This is a genomic window from Clostridium sp. (genome assembly GCF_016650035.1).
Taxonomy (GTDB): domain Bacteria; phylum Bacillota; class Clostridia; order Clostridiales; family Clostridiaceae; genus Clostridium_AD.
Map to the genome: position 1 here is coordinate 1 of NZ_JAENWM010000084.1, position 17,788 is coordinate 17,788.

A 17,788-nucleotide genomic window follows, 5' to 3' on the forward strand; every position below is an offset into this window, starting at 1 on the left:
TCCTATTTGGCTTTCCACATCTGCAGAGATGATGCTACAGCCTATAGAGGATACTATTATTCTTGTTATAGAAGTAGATAGAAAAGATGTTATCTATACTGATGTGAACAAATGGGGTTATGTAGTGAATTATTTTTATTTGCCTATTGATGATGAGGATGAAGAAAGGCACAATGAGGAGCTGAAGAAATTTAGAATAAGTAATGAATCTTCTCTAATTATGGGCGATAATGGTAATTTATATCCATTGCTTAAGAATAAGATAATCAAAAGCTGGGATTCTTTATTTGAAGACAATATAGATTTATCAAAGACAAATCAAGCTTCTCTATGGGAGCTGAAAAGCGAATGGATAGTATCAGATAATATATAAACAGTGGGATTGACTACAATTCCCTCTGTGCCTCCCACTTCTCCATAAAATAATCTTTGTTTTCAACTTGGGTTTGTCGATGTGCAACACCCAGTAATGAAATCCCAATCCACTACATAAGCATCAGTCTATTTTACATTGACAAGTTTGATGCTACGAATAGTGAATACTGTGATTATCTCAACTCAGACTTATTGCAGGGATTAATTAAATTTACAGACGGTCTAATATACCTTGCGGATGGTAAGGATGTTCTGTGTCTTACGCGATTAACTCTTCATCTCTCGAATCCAACTAAATCAGGACATAAAGAAAACCCACAAATAATTAATTAGTTGTGGGTTTCACTGGTGTAGGCGAACCGATACTAACTATATCACTGTCCATTGATAGAACAACATTATACACTGGTAGAAGGATATAATTATCGTTTTTTTATTCGGATAAATGTCAATCCTAGTGCTGTTATCACTAGCATAGCCAGCGGAATAATCGGGAATTTATCACCAGTATTGGGTATACTTACAGATTCTGTGGCTGACAACTGTGCAATTGCATAAATACTAAAATGAGTGGTTTCGAATACCATGTAACCATTTTCTTCTGTTGCATTCATATCTTTAATTTCCCCGGTACTGTCAGCATACCAAAGAACATGCAAATCACCGCTCATACCTTCTGGAATTGGTATTGAAACCTTAATTTTTCCGGTAAAGTCAGTAACGAAAACGCCATCCTGGTCAAGCATATTGATATCATAGACCACTAGGTTGTCAAGATTGCCAAGTGAGGGGTTTTCGCCTATCATCTGACGTATAACTGTATGGGTTTGATCATTTGTGCCAGTTGAGGTCAGGTTAGTCACATCGACAGCAATGGATGTTATACCGTCAGGTAGAATGGTGTCCGAGAGGTTGAAGGTAACAGAATTACCGTCAGCTATTATTTTAAGAGGAATCACCATAGCTGTTGTATTAGCATGTTTTGTGCTATTCACTGCCGATGTGGCTGTAACCGTTAATGTTGCTGCTGTCTCATCTATACCTACTGTTAATCTCCCTGTTGTATCAATGGTGGTATTAGTGCTTGTATTACCTGTGAGGGACCATATAACTTTCTGACTTTGATTGTTTTGGCCCTTTATAGTAGCAACAAAAAGCTTTTCGTCGCCCTGCTTGATCCCAACGTCGAAAGGGGTTAACATTACCGTTGAGATAGAGGCTTTATTCACAGCCACGCTTATACTGTCGGCCGAATTACCGGAATTATCAGTAGCCGAAACAACCACATCATAGGTTCCATTTGGAAGGTGTGCTATAGTGAATATATACTCCTGCGTTAACTCATTATAGTTTGTATCTGTCAAATGAATGGTCTGTGCGGCTTGACTATTAATCTGATAAGTAATGCTTTCCACCCCGGCTCCGCTATCAGTAACGTTTATGATAATTGAGGCTTTGGAATCATATGTGACAACATCGCTATATTCATAGCTCGCTTTGATAATTGGAGCAGTGTCATCCTTAACAAGCGCTTTTATCACAGTTCCGGACACATTACCCACGTTATCAACTGTGCGTGCATAGACTCTACCTTTAAAGTCGGAAGTAATACACAGGGATTCAAAAGTCGCCCATGTGCCGCTTTCATCGAAGGTGGTACCCTCTGATATGAGTTGATATTCACACCTATCAATACCGCTTGCAGTATCGGTAGCACTTATTTCAACATCTACCGTTTCGGTAAAAAATAAACCGAAGCTGCTAAAGTTTACTACTGTTTTAACAGGGTTTTGATTGAAGCTGATTGCGGTATCGACCGGTGACGTCTTGTCTAGCTTAACTGTAAAGCCTGTGGTATCGCTCACAACTCCACTTTTACTTATTGCACGGAACTGATAATCTGTTACGCTGTCTTGCGATACAGTTATAGTACCGTCGAAAGCTGTCCATACACCGCTATTTAGACTGTATTCAAATATTGCTTGCCCAAGATTTTGTGTAGTGTTTACGAGATTTAAAGTTACATCTTCATTGACCCAAGTGTCATTTGTATATCCATTTGAGTTAATGCTTATAACTGGTTTTGCGGTGTCTATATTGGTTACAGTAACCGTTTGACTTTCGGGCACTCCTGCACCGTTTGTAACAACAAATGTATAGTCTCCGTTTGCTGAAACTGTGTACCCATCCATGTAGCTTGAAGTAATGTCTTGTCCGTTCGCCGTAATACTTACTATTCCCGATATACCTGTTGTCACTCCTGCCGAAAGTTTTGCTGACTTAACAGGACTGGTCGTATTTTCAGTTATTTTTATTTTAGGTGCTGTTTTGTCAAGTTTAATAATGGCCGTGATGCTACGGCTATTTCCCGAGTTATCGACTGCTGTAACGGTTAAGGTATATGTTCCCTCATGCGAAAGGGTTATGTATCCCTTATTATTCGTAATGGAGACCGTACCTTGCTTTGGAATTGTTTCATTTGTTGAATATGTTACTTCTTTTATTCCTGCAAGAGTATCGTTCACAGTAATAGCTGCGGTAACATTACTTGTTTGCCAGTTACTTGGAGCTGAGACTGACAACTCAGGAACTGTGCTGTCGGTAATTATACCATCGGTACTTATGTATTCAGTATTACCTGCATTGTCAGTTACTCTGGCATAAACAACAAACTTCTTATCTGGATTAACTGAAAATTCGTTTCCCTCTATCCATATACCATTTTCATCATAAGTTTCATTGCTCAAAACAATCTGGTATTCTGTTTTTGCTACACCCGAGAGTAAATCGTCTGATGTAATTGTAAAATTTACCGTTTCATTAAAGAAAATACCAAAGTTTACGGTATTAACAAAAGAATGAAAACTGTTGGTTCCGGTTGTAATCGTAGCATTGATTGGTGACGTCTTATCTACCTTAACTGTAAACCCTGCAACATCACTCACGACTCCGCTTTTGCTCGTTGCACGGAACTGGTATGCCTTTACGCTATTTGTTGATACAGTTATCGTGCCGTCGAAATCTGTCCATGTAGCACTATTTAAACTATATTCAAAGGTTGTTTGACCAAAATTTTCTGCGGTGTTTAAGATATTTAAGGTTACATCTTCATTTACCCATATATCGCTTGTGCACCCGTTTGAGTTAATGCTTATAGCAGGTTTTGCGGTATCTATATTGGATACAATAACCGTTTGACTTTCGGACACTCCAGCACCATTTGTAACAACAAAGATGTAGTCTCCGTTTGCTACGATTGTGTAACCATCCATGTAGCTTGAAGTAATTTCTAGTCCATTAACTTTAACACTTGCCATTCCCGATATACCTGTTGTCACTCCTGCCGTAAGTTTTACTGATTGAACAGGACTGCTCGAGTTGCCAGTTATTGCTATTGTAGGCGCTGTTTTATCAAGCTTAATGTCAACAGTTTTTTCAATAGAATTACCTGAATAATCAATTGCTGTAACGGTCAAGGTATATGTTCCCTCATTCGAGAGGATGATTTCCCCTTTGTTATCAACAATAGAGGTTGTCCCTTGTTGTGGAATTGTTTCATTTGTTGTGTAGGTTACTTCTTTTATTCCTGCAAGAGCATCGCTCACGTTAATAGCTGCGGTAACATTACTTGCCTGCCAGCTACTTGGAGCCTCTACTGACAACTCAGGGATTGTGCTGTCGGTAATTATACCATTCGTACTTATGTATACGGTATTATCTGCATTGTCAGTCACTCTGGCATAAACAACAAACTTCTTATCTGGATTAGCTGAAAATTCGCTTCCCTCTATCCATATACCATTTTCATCATAAGTTTCATTGCTCAAAGCAATCTGATATTCTGTTTTTGATACACCCGAAAGTAAATCGTCTGATGTAATTGTAAAATCAACCGTTTCCCTTAAGAAAAGACCAAAGGTTATGTTATTAACAAAAGAATGAAAGCTGTTGCTTTCGGTTGTAATCGTAGCATTGATGGGCGATGTCTTATCTACCTTAACTGTAAAATTCACGACATTACTCACGACTCCGCTTTTGCTCGTTGCACGGAACTGGTATGAATTTACGCCGCAATTTGATACAGTTATAGTACCGTCGAAATCTGTCCATGTACCACCATTTAAACTGTATTCAAATGTTGTTTGGGAAAGATTTTCTGCGATGTTTAAGATATCCAAAGTTACATCGGTATTCACCCAATTGCCATTTGTATATCCATTTGAGTTAATGCTTATAATAGGTTTTGCGGTATCTATATTGGTTACAGTAACCGTTTGACTTTTAGACACTCCAGCAGCGTTTGTAACGATAAAGGTGTACGCCCTGTTTGATGTGACTGTGTAACCATCCCTGTAGCTTGCAGTAATGTCTTGTCCGTTCACTGTAACACTCGCTACACCCGATTCATCTGTTGTTACTCCTGCAGTAAGTTTTGCTGACTGAACAGGACTGGTAGGGTTTCCGGTTACTGCGATTGTTGGTGCTATTTTATCAATTTTTACGTGAAAATTTGAGGCGTCGCCTACAACTCCAGTTGCGCTTGTCCCACGGAACTGATATGCATTTAAGCCCTGCCCCGAAACGGTCAAAGTTCCGTTAAAGCCCAACCATGTACCGTTATTTAGGTTATATTCAAATGTTGTATTTCCAATATTCGAAGTGTCGTTAGATATATTTAAGTTTACATCGGAATTCACCCATGTATTGTCGGAATATCCGTTTGCGTTGATACTTATAACTGGTTTTGCAGTATCTTTTTCGTAACCACAAATTGTACAAATATTATCACTACCAAATATATGCGCTTGGATTTCGGTGTGAGCCGAGTCGTGTTCGCATACACGTTCGTGAGATGTAATGCTAGATTGCCATTCACCATATAAGTGCCCAAGTGGGGGAACGGTTTCTGTTTTAGTGTCATTGCATATTGTGCAGGTATATTCCCTAAGCCCCTGTTCCGTACAAGTAGCTGGAGAGGTTACTTGACCAGAATTCCATATATGAGGACCGGATATAACTAAAGGCTTAAAATCATATGCATTAGTGAGTGGATATTCATCAGTGACAGATATTCCATTCACTGATGCAACATAATCATCGTTAAGTATATTCATCGAAACTGTCGATTGAACAGATTTAGATCTTGAGCGATATGAATCCGTACTAGTAAAAATAGAAGCACATGAAATCATATTGAAGTTTACGGTACTATTTCCGGAAGATTCTATACCACTGTGATTATACCCTTTTGTGGTAACACTTCCGTCAATTGTCATGTTCACAATAGTATTATTGGGGTTGGTCTTGTCGCCACTATTTATAATATTTGTTGCTGAATCCCATTGTCCACCTGTATTAGTAGCATCATCTAATATGATATTATATGTTATATTAGTATTGGAATCATTTACTATAACTAAAGACCTACTACCCTTAATTGAGCCCGTAATATAATAAGTGCCGCGATACGTGTGTGCAATATCATCTTGAAGATACAGATCAGGATGGATTTCTACGGCACCATTTGATAAATTCAAAGATTTGTAGGTGTCTGAACCGTTTGTCAAAGTTGTTGCAGTCCCAGCCGTGATTTCAGAATAATAAGGATATTTGCCAGCAATAACAGCACTTATTGAAGTGACTGTATTAGGAAGTAATAACGTAAACTTACCAGTTGCATCGGTATATAAATCCGTAAAATCGATATCCTCTGCTCCGTCTACATATATATCACTGATTTTTGTTTCTGAGCTTATGCCATCAATCGTAATGGACGTAAGATGCGTAGTCTCACTAATTGCAGAAACTGAAAGTGGTGGGAGCATCATTGCTACCATACAGATACAAATTAAAAACGTTAGTGCTTTTTTCATTATCATTATTAAACATCCCCCTTTTTATTCCCATCCATGGCTGCATATTACATTGTTTTATCTTATAATCATAAATTTTCGATTAATGTTACACACCCTTGTCTTAATCTATGCACTTGGCACTATTAACCCGTGCTATGGACTTTTACCCTTTAGTTTACGCCCATGCTGGGCGCACAACAAAAAACTCTACCATAATTATAGTAGAGTTTTCTTAGATAATATAGTATCGCATGCGATACATTTTGCTATTTTATTACATGATTTTCATTTCCAAACATTTTTTCACTGCAAAAGAACGACCTGTAACATTTAATTTTCGGTATATAGCAGTAATATTTTTTCTGACGGTTACCTCTGCAATGAAAAGTTCGGATGCGATTTCACGATTAATTTTGCCCTCTATAATGAGCCTTAGTATTTCCTTTTCTCGTTTTGTAAGCACAGGAATCCTACATTCGTTTTCTTTCGATATGTTAAGGTTATCCGCATATTTAGCGGTATAATCCACAAGTAAGTTCAGGTATGCATCCTTCTCGTTATCCTTTTGCAGTTCTTTAAGGATTTTCAGTATATGTATGCCATATTCCGCAAATGGTAATATAATATTATCTTCGTGTCCTATTTTTATGGCAAGTAATAGTGCCTTTTTAGCCTCGTTCATACCATGAATTTTATACGCTGCTATTGCTGACAAAATATGAGAGTGAAGATACCCCAATATATTATTAAACATAGAAAACACCTGTTGCATTTGTTCACAAGCCACTTCTAACCTGATATACTCTTTTTTAAGTAAAATATATTTTCCGTAAACAATGTAATTAAATCCCATACCTTGATATAGTGTTTCGCTTTGTTCAATATCTCCATTGCCCAACCACTCAGGAAAACCATTTTCATTCTCAGATATTCCACCTATGTAGCCGGCACACACGTCAAAGGCACTATTGAGAATAGGACTGCTAAATTGCTCTACTTCAGTACTGAGTTCATTCATTATTTCCAAAGCTTCTGTGAATTTCCCTTGAGCTGAAGCTATTCTTGCAAGAGCAAATTTTGAACATAATATAACTGCGACTTGATTCATCGTCTTAGCTTTGTAGATTGCCTTGTATGCATTTAGTTCAGCGTTATCCAAATCGCCCATTTCTAGGAAATATTCCGCCTGCAATAAATCGTCAAACCCTTTGCCACAACCCCCAGCTAAATCTGTGTAATAGTGAAACATATCTTGAACACACGCTATTGTTTGTAGCAAGTTTGCTTCCTTGCGATAATAAAGATACAAAGCATGCGGAGACCCAAATGTAATGATTTTATCTTTATTAGCGATCAAGGAGTGCCCGTCTAACATCTTATGCGCTTTGATTAATTTCTCCCTCATCAATGTCGCATCATTAAAACTGATATAAGATTTAATTAGTTCTATCTCACCACAAATACGGTTTATTATAGCAGGTGATGATTTGCAATCCATTTGGTAATAGCGCTCTATTTCGGATAATAGATGTGAACCAATCTCTATATTTACATTCGTAACATAAAAACCTGTAAAGGCAAGATAACCAATCGCGTGAGAGTACTTTACTTCATCTGGTATCTGTTCAAATAATTCTAAAATATATTTTGGATTACTATCTATTACTTGGTTAATGCTGCCTTTTTCAAATTCACTTAGAATAAAATCGTATTCTTTTGCTTTCATATAATATTTTAATCCTGTGATAATATCTCCGTTATTGCTACACCAGTCGCCTGCTCGTTTGTACAAGATTGTTAAGTTGATTTCTGACTCTTGTACTTTTAGTGAATTCTTTAAATAACTATTAAAAATATTATGAATACGGTACATATCTTCTCTTTTGTCATAACGAATAAAAGAGTTTTCATAACTTATTTTTCTAATGATTTTTTCGGCATCTGGGTCACCTGTCACAAAACCCGCTTGCTGAGGAGTGAAACTATCAAGGATACATAAAGATTTGAGTAATAACACTTCTCTTTTTGAATACCGTTTCATAACTGCTGTTTCAATTAATTTCTCAATGCTTCTTCCCGTTTCCAGCTTGCCTATTTCATCATAGCTTTGCATAATTAAATATATGGCCGATACCCAGCCCTCTGATAAATCATAAATTTGTTTTGCGATATTATCGGATATTGAATGGTGATACAACTTAAAAAATTCTTTGATTTCAGACTTGTTAACTTCAAATAAATTGCTTTTTATGAGATAACAATATCCTTTCAGCCCCAGTTCATCAATCTTCATTTCAGGTATCGTTCGTGAAAGCATTAAAATGTGGAATCCCTTTATGTTGGCCCGAACGATTCGTTCAATTAGCTTGTCAAGTTCCTGCGAATGAGCATAATGATAATCATCAATAACTAATACGGTGTTGGTCATATAAGTGAGGTGTTCAATAATTTTAAGGACTTTATCTCTTTGTGGCACATCAGTAGGAAACCCTAACGCACGAAGTTGTTTGCCGGTCTCTGGGTTCGTCTTAGTCAATTGACCCGTAAAAGAATCCCAGATAAATTGTGGCGATGATTCATCACTATCAACCGTTAGCCATATGTATTTCGTAATGCCATCACTTAGAAAATCTCTTGCAGATGTGGTTTTGCCATATCCCATAGCGGCCACTGCTAAGGTCAATGGATATTCAAATATATTTTTGAACTCGGTTCTGATATGCTCTCGTTTTAAAATATACTGTCTCATTTAACTATGTCACAACCTTTATTGAATTTATCCTATTTTTAGCAACATTATTCCATACTTGCATTTCCCTAATTATATAATAACTAAATAATATTATATTTAAAAATCGCTTTTATAATATATATTATATTACAAATTTCAAAAATTCGCTATATTTCTCAGTAAATCGATAGTTTTTAAAGTTTGTTTAATCTTTGGTATATTCATCTCCATTACAATAGCTCTTAGCATTGAAAACAAAGGACCTTTAATGCCTATTTCAAATAATTTTTATGATCTAATTCTTGCTCAATAAAGTTAGCGTTCATGTTTTCAAGGTTAACCATAACAATTCCTCCATTCCTTCATAAGTAATTGCTATTTCCTTATTAGTTAAGCCATTAGAGATTAAATTCTCTGATGCTGACTTATGGCATACCAGCTAACGTAACCTCAGAAAGGGCTCATTACTTAAAATTTGTAAGAATAGCTCATTCCTATTTTTAACATAAAATACTAAAGTCATATATAGTTGCTTTATATTCTTTATTTTTATGCATTAGTTGCACCTCACTTGTTATCATTTAATACCATTATTCTATTATAAAACAAATTAGCTGAGGGTTTTGCTGGTGAAGGAGAACCGTGCCTAACTATATCACTGTCCATTTAGAGAGGTAAATTATATAAGTGATATTTTACTACAGACATTTCATGAGATATCTTACCTGTGTTTTCTAGTATTTCTTGATCTGAAAAGGCTAAAAACTTATATTTTTCCCAATAGCTCATCAAAATAATTTTTTCCAAAAGGTTTGTCATTTTTAAGCATTTTGTCATTTAAAACAAAGCCCTTATATACATACTCTGTAAGTGTATTTGTTGCCCATTTCCTAAATTGTGTTGCTTGTTTTGAATTTACTCTATATCCTACTGAAATAGTTGCATCTAAATTATAGAACATAATATTTCTATTTACATTAAAAAGGCTTTGATATTGATTTTTGTGATAACCAAAATGTTTCATCTACAAAATAAACATCTATGGTTACAGTTGCCTCATCATTAGTTTGAACATTCATCTAAACAGAATTCTCTTGCAGCATTATCCTCCACACGCATTAATATACGATAATGTATCTAACTTAATTGGCTACGCAGTGCGTAGCCTTTTGGAAAGGTCAGATAAAATTGTCGCATATTTTTTAAATTTGCAGCAGTAAATCCTTTACCAAACTCCTTTGTTAGTTTTCCAGACAAAAACTTTAACAAACCTTTTCCATATTTGTATTGACTCTCTACTTCATCTTGACTTGGTCTGAGGAAACATTCCAAAAAAGACTTCATAATTCCATTAAAAAGTGCACACACCACCCTAAATATGTACACCCCTAAATTCAAATCCATTGATGTGTGCATTTATTCCATTGCATGTTCAGTTATTTTCCCTTTATTTTCTTCAAGCATTCCACTCATGTATTTTGGATTATTGAATAGTCTAATTAAAATATCTGAATACTGCTTAGTTGGCATGTCACCATTCAAATATCTAGTTAAAGTTCCTTCTCCCCAACCCATTAATAATGATAATGGTCTTTTACCAATATCATACTTATCAAGTATATTTTCTATTATGGGTACTGTAATTAATTTTGTCTGTTCTCTAAATGCTTTATCGAGCATCTCTAGATTATAGTCTCTTATTCCATGAATAAATAATTCGCTACCACATTCATCACAATAAGCTTCTTTTCCCATATAATCTATTTTTCTTCCTTTAATGATTTTTATTTTTCTTTCTTCTCTAATAGAGTATTTCACCGTATCATTACATTTCTCACAAAACTGTAACATACTTATTATCTCCTATTAATTATCATTTTTGACTAAGAAGCATAATATATAAATAAACTCCAAGGTTCCCCAGTTATCTAGTTCATATGCTTTGCTAAAGATATATAGTTTTTCATAATAAAATTTTTCTTTTTCATTATCAACTGCATAACAAAAATCTTCATATTGAAGACTTAACAGAATTTCTTTTTCTTTTTGTGTATTAATTAATACATTTTATTAATACAATGTATTAATTAGCACATTTTTGATTTGTTTTACTTAGTAAAAAAGACTAGTAGCAAGTAAAAATTAGTAGCTACGTTCCAATTTTTACTATGGGGTCAGATACACCTAAAGATACATAAGTATATTAATGCTTTGATAACTTATTTGTGATTAAAATTGTTTACAATAAAATCATTTGGCTATAATTACAAAAGGTAAATAAATGATAGGAGAAATAAAGTATGGTAAGAAAAAAGTGTGAATTGTATTGCTATTGTTTAATGACAAATCATGTGCATTTAGAAATAAAAACTTTTGATATTAGTATTTCAAAAATAATGAAAAGAATTAATCAAATATATGCTCAGTACCTTAATAAAAAGTATAATTATATTGGTCATTTATTCCAGTATAGATATCATTCTGAGATTATTAAAGATACTGTACAAATGTTAACAACAACTTGGTACATTCATTTAAATCCAGTCAGAGCAAATATGGTAAATATGGTAAATAGAATAGAGGAATATGAATATAGCAGCTATGGCATGTACATTGGTAAAACATAAGATAAATTAATATCTTCTGAAAGAATACTTTCCTGCTTTAAAGATAACAACAAAAGAAAATTATATCAGGACTTTGTAGAAAGTGATATAAAATTAAAAGCAGATGTTATCACTTTGCCTGTGCACTAACTGCTATCGTAGATAAGTTAGATTTAAAACAACCTTACTAACTATTTTAGCCGGAGGCATTTTTGTTATAAAAACCACTCGTATTTTCATGGAAAATTCTGCTGTAAGTATTCTTGACGTGAGTCTGCAAATTGGGATTACTCCTAATAAGAAGAATAATAAATATAGAATTTTTTTTCAAAACACTTATTTAATTACAATTATTTGCTTTGGACCTGCCCCCATAGAAGAAACTGGAAACAGTTTCTTCTTTCTATTTGTTATTAATGTTTTTGATGGTACCAGATAGTTCAATGTTATCTTTCCTATTAAAGCCAATGATTTTATCTTTAGCCCAAATTACAAGTCTCGTACTAATATATAAATGGAAGAAAATTAGCGAATTTAAGAAGTTTATTTAGACTAACTAGCCACCCATTAAAATAATGGATGGCTAGTTTAAATATAGGAGTTCTTATTTTAGATAGTACTTTGAAAAATTGCCTCTTGGTTATTCATACTATAATTAATACTTGCTGTATATGCATTGAAATAGTTTTTATATAAATTGGAACTTGCAGTTTCCGTATTAGTAGCGTCACTACTACTTATTGAATTCATCATTTCTTTAAGTTCCTGAGGCCTTGGTAATTCAAAAGCATTATCTATTTTCATAGCCTCTCTTTCAGTGACACTGATCTCCCCGTCTCCATCAGTATCATATTTACTCATAATTGAAGCAGAATCTAATGAAGTACCTAAACTTTCATTGGAAGCAGATACGTAATCTTCAATTTCGCTAGTACTCCAATAATCATCATCATCTGTGTCAAGTTCCGGGCCTCCTGGGCCTCCTGGGCCTCCTGGGCCTCCTGGACCTCCTGGACCTCCTGGGCCTCCTCCGGCTTTCATCTGTTGTAAATCATTACTTTTCACTGTATTTGTATTAGTAGTTGCTACAGTTGCATCACTGTTATTTGTTGAACTCATCATTTGCTTAAGTTCCTGAGGTCTTGGCAATTGAAACGCATTATCGGTTATTAAAGTTTCTCTTTCATTACTACCGATCTTACCGTCTCCATCACTATCATATTTACTCATAATTGATTTAGCATCCAATGAAGTGTCTGAAGTTTTATTAGAAGTAGATACGTACTGTTCCACTTCGCTTATGCTCCATGAACCATCATTATCTGTGTCAACAGCGGGTCCTTCATTACCACTCGGACCGCCTTTTCTCCCACTGGCTTTCACATTTTGAGAATCAGTATCTTTTGCAGTGTTCGTACTAATATTTGCAAAAGGTTTATAACTGCTATAATTGTTAATCATCATAATATAATCCCCCATTCCAAAATTTTAAAGCTTAAAATTCTTATCTTTTTCATATTTATAATTAGAACTCCCATATTCTCTTTTTCAAAATTCCCTAACATTCGCCATATTTATTTACTATATTGTATATTATAAATAATGAATGTCACAGAATTGTCCCAGAAATGATAAAATTTTATTACAACTGGAAATTTATTCACTCAAATAAAAGAATTGTGCAATGCATAGTTTCGTTTTGAAACGATATAAAAACACCGCAAATTCATTATGAATATTACGATGTTTTATAGATTATCCGATTTTAGCACTCTCATCCCATAGCTAAAATTATAATGCCGCTCCTATTTCTAGCTACGTTTTTTGATAAATACACAGTTACACCAATAGTTAGAACTACCATTGATACGATTATGGTAATATCTGTTGTACTCCTAGTAGTATTAGTGCTTGATTCAACTGTAACCTCTTTATTTACTGCCTCATCTTGCATTCCTCCACCATCTACATTTTCAGGTCTTGCTGGTCTTTCTGGCATTTCTCCATCCATTGCCTCTGGCACTGCCTTGGCATCACCATTTGCATCTTCTTCAACGCCTTCTGGTTTTTGTCCCATTCCACCCGCAGCTGCATATCCTGAATTACCCTCACCATCATTAGTGCTTGCAATATCCCCTGAAAGTTGCTGAGCTACATTAGCCACTCTTTTCCCTTCAAAGCTTACTAAGCTTAAGCTCTTATCTTCATCGATAAATAAAGCATTTTCAAATTCCTCGTATGAATAGAACGCAGTAGTATCTGTTTTAAGATATTCATGATATTGCTCTACATATTCTTCGTTTTTAAAAATAGCTTCTATTAATGGATATTTTGACATTGCCCCAGTAACTGGATCATCAATTAGATACTTGGTTGCTTCCAAATCAGTTAATCCCGATGCATCGAATCCATTAAAAATCATATTTAAATCCCATGCAATCCATTCAAAGACTCCATCATTATTATAAAGATAATAATGATGGTACATAGCGCCTTGATAACTGTCTGAATGTAATGTTATTGTACTAACCGCTAAATACTTTAGGAACGAATCTACATTAAAAATAGAATCTAAGTCGCTACCATCGTCTATTGCTTTTATCAGTTTTACCAAACCTTCATTATCATATTTGTCCTTATTTTCCGGAATCATCATCATAATTATCAACTGAAAATGTATCATATTGGAAGGATACTCGCAGTTATTAATAGAACAATTAATACAATGATTGCTACTAAACTTTTAATCCATTTCATAAAACCACTTACCTTCTATCTAACAAGAATATTCACTACTACTAACCAACATTGCGTAAGTAACTGACTCTATTTTTCTGAGTTCATTTACAAAACTTATTTCTTCACCTTTTAATCTTAGTTCAATTGTAAGTTCTATTTGCGAACTGTCAACTGTTTTTGATTTTACAAAATATTTAGCTACTTTTGATTTAATATTATTTATAACTTGAGTTTCATCAGATTCACTTGAGAAATTAACCAATAAAATATATGGGGTTTCATTTTTTAAGTTTAAATTAAATATATAAAGAACTATTCCTATTACAAGAGCACCCATTATTGCAAGAAGAAAGAAACCTGCTCCGGTTACAATACCAGATGCTATAGCCCAAAACATAAATACTATGTCCATAGGGTCTTTAATAGTTGCTCTAAAACGAACAATACTTAAAGCCCCTACCATACCTAATGACAAAACAACATTTGAAGTAACTGCCATTATTACTAGCGCCGTGATCATAGTCATCATTACTAATGACATATTAAAACTTTTCGTAGAAAACTACACTCTGATAAGTTTTCTTATATATTCGAAAAATAAATAATCCAATTATAAATGCCAATAATAATGTGATTGCGATGTTTAATGCTGATAAATTAGTTGAACCCTCTAAAAAACTTTCTTTAAAAATATCTTGAAATGACATATGTATTCCTCCTAAAATTTATAATTATATTTTCTTGAATAAACGTATTTTGATGACGATGATGCAATTACATGTCCAGATTCAATAAGACCTTTTATATAATCCGGCATAACTCCATTAAATTTAATCTCCAGTATATTTTCATTTATACCTAAGACTGGTCTATAGTTGATATTGTCATCAAATATATTAACTTGATTGATAGATGTTTTTACTTTTGTATCAAAGGTAATTCTCAAATCCCCTACTGGATGAATAAATGCTATTCTGTTATATTTAACAATTACTTTGGGTTTTATCAAACCATGGGATAACTCAAAATAGAAATCCTTGTATAAATTCTCTTTTTTCTCTTTTTTCTCTTTTAAAAACTCAAAGTTACCATCATAAATTTCCTTAACTTCAGACTCCGTTAAACTAACTGATGATTTCATAGTCATCTGATGTATTTTTGATTTTCTTTCAAGCTTTAAAAAACTGGTATCATCATTATAGAAACGTATCCTATATTTATGCCTTATACTATCACCATTTATTTTTTCTTTATAAGCTTTATTATTGTAATCATCAAAATATACGCTGGCAATGCTATATCCTTCATCAGGACAATTTTTATCTTTCTTGAGCACCTTGCTCAATCTGTTTTTTAATATTAAACAATTTAAATCACTAATTGTATACTTAAGTTCATGCCTTTTAGTCCTTCTATTTTAGTTGCTAGAGTTAATCCTTTAATGGATAGAACTTATGGTGACATCAGTATACCGATAAGCGGTCCCCTGAGAATTGATACTGATAAACATATAGTTAAAATTCATAGAGATATAATTGATTTAAGTACTACAGAGTATAAATTATTACTTTATATGATAGATAATGAAGATAATGTACTTTCAAGAGAAATTAATAACCAAGGTTTAGGGATATGACTACGATGGCACTGATAGAACAGTATACACTCATATTAATAGACTTAGGATGAAGTTAAAAGAATATGGAAATTATATAAAAACTGTTAGAGGTTATGGATATAAATTTGAGGTGATGATTTCTATAAAAAAGAAACTTTTTCTCCAAATAGGCTCACTCATTGTTTTTTTAGTAATACTTTTGATATTAGCTAATACCTTATTGCTGGAATCCTATTATACTTATACACAGAAAAATTATTACACCACTATTAATTCAATTAGTTCAAGTAATTATGATGATAATTTAAAACAGTTTCTTTCTATCATTAACTTTTTCGGATTTTGTTATTTCTATTGTGGGGGTAGGGGGAAGAATTTTATGGTCTGAAATAGGAGGAGTAAAATCTAGTCTATTAATATTCATAATATTCATAATATCCATCAATTCATCCAGTAATTTTCTGTCAGCTAAAAAAACATTGGTGGAATAAAGATTTTCACCTGAATCACTCATAACTAAAATATCTACGTTTGAAGAACTTTCGTTCCACCTTTTGCCCTCCTCCTTCCTGTTATCCTAAATATACGCTAACTTTGTCACAGTAATATCGCTAAAATTAGTTTTATTTGGGCCAGCGACCCTTTTATAACTAATACAAATCTTCTACTACTCGGAAGCTTAGATAATGGGAATATAATAGAATTAAAACTTCCTATTTCAGCAATAAAAACCAATATCAAAGTATCCAATGATTTCTTATTGATAATAGGATTAATTGTATTTGTTATTTCCATGATAGTTGCTTACGTTGTTTCAAATTATTTTACAAAGCCTATATCAGCAATGAATGATGTAACTAAAAGTTTGAAACATCTAGATTTTAATACTTCTTGTGCAGTTATTTCAAATGATGAAATAGGCAACTTATCCCATAGCATAAATGAAATGTCCCAAGAGTTATCGAAAGCTATAAAAACTTTAAACGTTAAAAACACCCAGTTAGAAAAAGAAATCCAAGAAAAAAAATTTATTAGTTGAGAAAAGACGTACTTTACTTAACAACGTGTCCCATGAATTAAAAACTCCACTGTCAATAATGCAAGTTTATGCTGAAGAACTCAAGCTTAATATTGTAAAAAATAAGGGAAAGTCAAATTTTTATTGTGATGTTATTATTGACGAATCTATAAAAATGAATAAGTTAGTGGAGAGCCTTTTAAATATTGACCAAATGGAGTTCGGGGACAAAACGTTACATAAGTCCTCTTTTGAAATAAATGCATTTATTACTCAAATACTTAATATATACGTAAAAATTTTTCAAGATGAAAATATAGATTTTGAAGTTAACACAGTAGCTCCCACTTACGTGGATGAAAATCTCACCTTAAAGATTAGTTTATTTAAGTTAAAAGAACATATTCGAATTGAAGTTTTTAATAGTTGTAACGCAATTGATACAAATGATTTAGAACAGATTTGGGATCCCTTTTATAAGTTAGATAAAGCAAGAACCAGAGAAAAAGGTGGCCATGGCTTAGGATTATCCATAGTAAAATCCATTCAAGAAGCTCATGAGAATTCTTTTGGCGTAAAAAATATAGATAATGGAGTATATTTTTGGTTTGAAATTGATATAAAATGAGTAAAATCAAGTAATAAAGATAACCATCGATGAAAGACCAAGAGTTAAACCTTGTTATTGCAAGGCATAAGAAAGGGGCTGTCTCAAAATAGAAATTAATTTCTATTTTGAGACAGCTTTTTTTATTTTCCAAATACAAAAGTGGATTCCGAGGAATCCACTTTTGATGTATAATTATAATATGATAAATAAAAGAATTACACAAAAGAATTATACCA

16 protein-coding genes and 3 pseudogenes are annotated in these 17,788 nt (G+C 33.5%); 8 read left to right on the forward strand and 11 right to left on the reverse strand.

The window, feature by feature from the left end:
- Positions 1-373 (forward strand): DUF3841 domain-containing protein (locus JJD95_RS16200; RefSeq protein ID WP_291644057.1); only part of this gene is annotated, 373 nt, incomplete at its 5' end.
- 424 nt (positions 374-797) lie between these two features.
- On the opposite strand, the gene JJD95_RS16205 is transcribed toward JJD95_RS16200, so the two are convergent.
- The 5 genes from JJD95_RS16205 to JJD95_RS16225 all read right to left on the reverse strand — a co-directional run bounded on the left by JJD95_RS16205 (position 798) and on the right by JJD95_RS16225 (position 10,812).
- Positions 798-6,254, reverse strand: coding sequence for a hypothetical protein (locus JJD95_RS16205; protein ID WP_291644058.1), 5,457 nt, complete (start codon positions 6,252-6,254; stop codon positions 798-800).
- A gap of 250 nt (positions 6,255-6,504) precedes the next feature.
- Complete coding sequence (locus JJD95_RS16210) at positions 6,505-8,979, reverse strand: LuxR C-terminal-related transcriptional regulator (RefSeq protein ID WP_291644059.1); 2,475 nt, start codon at positions 8,977-8,979, stop codon at positions 6,505-6,507.
- A 748-nt stretch (positions 8,980-9,727) separates the two neighbouring features.
- A complete protein-coding gene (gene rhuM, locus JJD95_RS16215) occupies positions 9,728-9,922 on the reverse strand; it encodes a RhuM family protein (protein ID WP_291644060.1) in 195 nt (64 codons plus the stop codon).
- 176 nt (positions 9,923-10,098) lie between these two features.
- A complete protein-coding gene (locus JJD95_RS16220; protein WP_291644061.1) occupies positions 10,099-10,377 on the reverse strand; it encodes a DUF1016 N-terminal domain-containing protein in 279 nt (92 codons plus the stop codon).
- Complete coding sequence (locus JJD95_RS16225) at positions 10,378-10,812, reverse strand: hypothetical protein (protein ID WP_291644062.1); 435 nt, start codon at positions 10,810-10,812, stop codon at positions 10,378-10,380.
- Between the two features lie 449 nt (positions 10,813-11,261).
- Between JJD95_RS16225 and JJD95_RS16230 the strand changes: the two genes are divergently transcribed.
- Positions 11,262-11,588 (forward strand): transposase, encoded by a 327-nt coding sequence (locus JJD95_RS16230; RefSeq protein ID WP_291644063.1) that lies wholly within the window; start codon positions 11,262-11,264, stop codon positions 11,586-11,588.
- A 217-nt stretch (positions 11,589-11,805) separates the two neighbouring features.
- Positions 11,806-12,006: a hypothetical protein gene (locus JJD95_RS16235; RefSeq protein ID WP_291644064.1), complete on the forward strand. Its 201-nt coding sequence runs from the start codon at positions 11,806-11,808 to the stop codon at positions 12,004-12,006.
- Positions 12,007-12,176: 170 nt separating this feature from the next.
- Here JJD95_RS16235 and JJD95_RS16240 read toward each other — a convergent pair whose 3' ends face one another.
- From JJD95_RS16240 to JJD95_RS16255, 4 genes and pseudogenes are all read right to left on the reverse strand, one after another.
- Positions 12,177-13,031 (reverse strand): EF-hand domain-containing protein, encoded by an 855-nt coding sequence (locus JJD95_RS16240; RefSeq protein ID WP_291644065.1) that lies wholly within the window; start codon positions 13,029-13,031, stop codon positions 12,177-12,179.
- Between the two features lie 310 nt (positions 13,032-13,341).
- Positions 13,342-14,226: a CotH kinase family protein gene (locus tag JJD95_RS16245; protein WP_291644066.1), complete on the reverse strand. Its 885-nt coding sequence runs from the start codon at positions 14,224-14,226 to the stop codon at positions 13,342-13,344.
- A 117-nt stretch (positions 14,227-14,343) separates the two neighbouring features.
- Positions 14,344-15,013 (reverse strand): annotated as a pseudogene (locus JJD95_RS16250) (DUF4956 domain-containing protein).
- A gap of 11 nt (positions 15,014-15,024) precedes the next feature.
- Positions 15,025-15,699, reverse strand: a pseudogene (locus JJD95_RS16255) (polyphosphate polymerase domain-containing protein); the annotation flags it as partial.
- A 48-nt stretch (positions 15,700-15,747) separates the two neighbouring features.
- Between JJD95_RS16255 and JJD95_RS16260 the strand changes: the two are divergent.
- Positions 15,748-15,942: a hypothetical protein gene (locus JJD95_RS16260; RefSeq protein ID WP_291644067.1), complete on the forward strand. Its 195-nt coding sequence runs from the start codon at positions 15,748-15,750 to the stop codon at positions 15,940-15,942.
- A gap of 34 nt (positions 15,943-15,976) precedes the next feature.
- Positions 15,977-16,312, forward strand: a complete 336-nt coding sequence (locus JJD95_RS20145; protein ID WP_367114837.1) for a helix-turn-helix domain-containing protein — start codon at positions 15,977-15,979, stop codon at positions 16,310-16,312.
- Here the strand turns inward: JJD95_RS20145 and JJD95_RS16265 are convergent.
- Positions 16,229-16,438 carry a hypothetical protein gene (locus tag JJD95_RS16265; protein WP_291644068.1) on the reverse strand — a complete coding sequence of 70 codons (210 nt, stop codon included), beginning with the start codon at positions 16,436-16,438 and terminating at the stop codon, positions 16,229-16,231. The genes JJD95_RS20145 and JJD95_RS16265 overlap by 84 nt on opposite strands.
- Before the next feature lie 83 nt (positions 16,439-16,521).
- Positions 16,522-16,719 carry a hypothetical protein gene (locus tag JJD95_RS16270; RefSeq protein ID WP_291644069.1) on the reverse strand — a complete coding sequence of 66 codons (198 nt, stop codon included), beginning with the start codon at positions 16,717-16,719 and terminating at the stop codon, positions 16,522-16,524.
- On the opposite strand from JJD95_RS16270, the gene JJD95_RS16275 reads away from it, so the two are divergent.
- The 3 genes and pseudogenes from JJD95_RS16275 to JJD95_RS16285 all read left to right on the forward strand — a co-directional run bounded on the left by JJD95_RS16275 (position 16,718) and on the right by JJD95_RS16285 (position 17,570).
- A complete protein-coding gene (locus tag JJD95_RS16275) occupies positions 16,718-16,963 on the forward strand; it encodes a HAMP domain-containing protein (protein ID WP_291644070.1) in 246 nt (81 codons plus the stop codon). The two genes, JJD95_RS16270 and JJD95_RS16275, sit on opposite strands and share 2 nt — an antisense overlap.
- A gap of 16 nt (positions 16,964-16,979) precedes the next feature.
- A pseudogene (locus tag JJD95_RS16280) lies at positions 16,980-17,150 on the forward strand (histidine kinase dimerization/phospho-acceptor domain-containing protein); the annotation flags it as partial.
- A 6-nt stretch (positions 17,151-17,156) separates the two neighbouring features.
- Positions 17,157-17,570, forward strand: coding sequence for an ATP-binding protein (locus JJD95_RS16285; protein WP_291644071.1), 414 nt, complete (start codon positions 17,157-17,159; stop codon positions 17,568-17,570).
- Positions 17,571-17,788: the final 218 nt, after the last annotated feature.